This window comes from Streptomyces radiopugnans (genome assembly GCF_900110735.1).
GTDB lineage: Bacteria > Actinomycetota > Actinomycetes > Streptomycetales > Streptomycetaceae > Streptomyces > Streptomyces radiopugnans.
Window position 1 is genome coordinate 1 of sequence record NZ_FOET01000034.1, and the last position, 1,858, is coordinate 1,858.

Sequence of the window (1,858 nt, forward strand, 5' to 3'; positions counted from 1 at the left end):
TCGTGGTCTCAGAACCCACACAGTGGACGCGAACATCTACGGACAAGCCCTCGGCCTATTAGTACCAGTCAACTCCACCGGTCACCCGGCTTCCATCTCTGGCCTATCAACCCGGTCGTCTCCCGGGAGCCTTACCCCCTTCAAGGGGTGGGAGTCCTCATCTCGAAGCAGGCTTCCCGCTTAGATGCTTTCAGCGGTTATCCCTCCCGAACGTAGCCAACCAGCCATGCCCTTGGCAGAACAACTGGCACACCAGAGGTTCGTCCGTCCCGGTCCTCTCGTACTAGGGACAGCCCTTCTCAAGACTCCTACGCGCACAGCGGATAGGGACCGAACTGTCTCACGACGTTCTAAACCCAGCTCGCGTACCGCTTTAATGGGCGAACAGCCCAACCCTTGGGACCGACTCCAGCCCCAGGATGCGACGAGCCGACATCGAGGTGCCAAACCATCCCGTCGATATGGACTCTTGGGGAAGATCAGCCTGTTATCCCCGGGGTACCTTTTATCCGTTGAGCGACGGCGCTTCCACCAGCCACCGCCGGATCACTAGTCCCGACTTTCGTCCCTGCTCGACCCGTCAGTCTCACAGTCAAGCTCCCTTGTGCACTTACACTCACCACCTGATGACCAACCAGGCTGAGGGAACCTTTGGGCGCCTCCGTTACCCTTTGGGAGGCAACCGCCCCAGTTAAACTACCCACCAGACACTGTCCCCGATCCGGATCACGGACCCGGGTTAGACATCCAGCACGACCAGAGTGGTATTTCAACAACGCCTCCACACACACTGGCGTGCATGCTTCACCGGCTCCCACCTATCCTACACAAGCCGAACCGAACACCAATATCAAGCTGTAGTAAAGGTCCCGGGGTCTTTCCGTCCTGCTGCGCGAAACGAGCATCTTTACTCGTAGTGCAATTTCACCGGGCCTATGGTTGAGACAGTCGAGAAGTCGTTACGCCATTCGTGCAGGTCGGAACTTACCCGACAAGGAATTTCGCTACCTTAGGATGGTTATAGTTACCACCGCCGTTTACTGGCGCTTAAGTTCTCAGCTTCGCGGCGCCGAAGCACCACTAACCGGTCCCCTTAACGTTCCAGCACCGGGCAGGCGTCAGTCCGTATACCTCGCCTTACGGCTTCGCACGGACCTGTGTTTTTAGTAAACAGTCGCTTCTCGCTGGTCTCTGCGGCCACCCCCAGCTCACACCGCATGGGCGATCACCGGGTGTGGCCCCCCTTCTCCCGAAGTTACGGGGGCATTTTGCCGAGTTCCTTAACCATAGTTCACCCGAACGCCTCGGTATTCTCTACCAGACCACCTGAGTCGGTTTAGGGTACGGGCCGCCGTGCAACTCGCTAGAGGCTTTTCTCGACAGCATAGGATCATCCACTTCACCACATCGGCTCGGCATCAGGTCTCACCCTCGAATGTTGCACGGATTTACCTGCACAACGGGCTACACCCTTACCCCGGGACAACCACCGCCCGGGCTGGACTACCTTCCTGCGTCACCCCATCACTCACCTACTACCGGATCGGGCCGTCGGCTCCACCAACACCGCACCCCGAAGGGCACGGGCGGCTTCACGGACTTAGCATCACCGGGCTCGGCCCTTGCGCTCCACAGCGGGTACCGGAATATCAACCGGTTATCCATCGACTACGCCTGTCGGCCTCGCCTTAGGCCCCGACTTACCCTGGGCAGATCAGCTTGACCCAGGAACCCTTGGTCAATCGGCGCAGGAGTTTCCCACTCCTGTATCGCTACTCATGCCTGCATTCTCACTCGTGAACCGTCCACCACTGCCTTCCGGCGCGGCTTCACCCGGCACACGACGCTCCCCTACCCA

At 59.0% G+C, this 1,858-nt stretch carries 1 rRNA gene; it reads right to left on the minus strand.

Annotation, left to right across the window (positions count from 1 at the left end):
• Positions 1-38: 38 nt before the first annotated feature.
• Positions 39-1,858: ribosomal RNA gene (locus BMY40_RS27310) — 23S ribosomal RNA — on the minus strand; the annotation flags it as partial.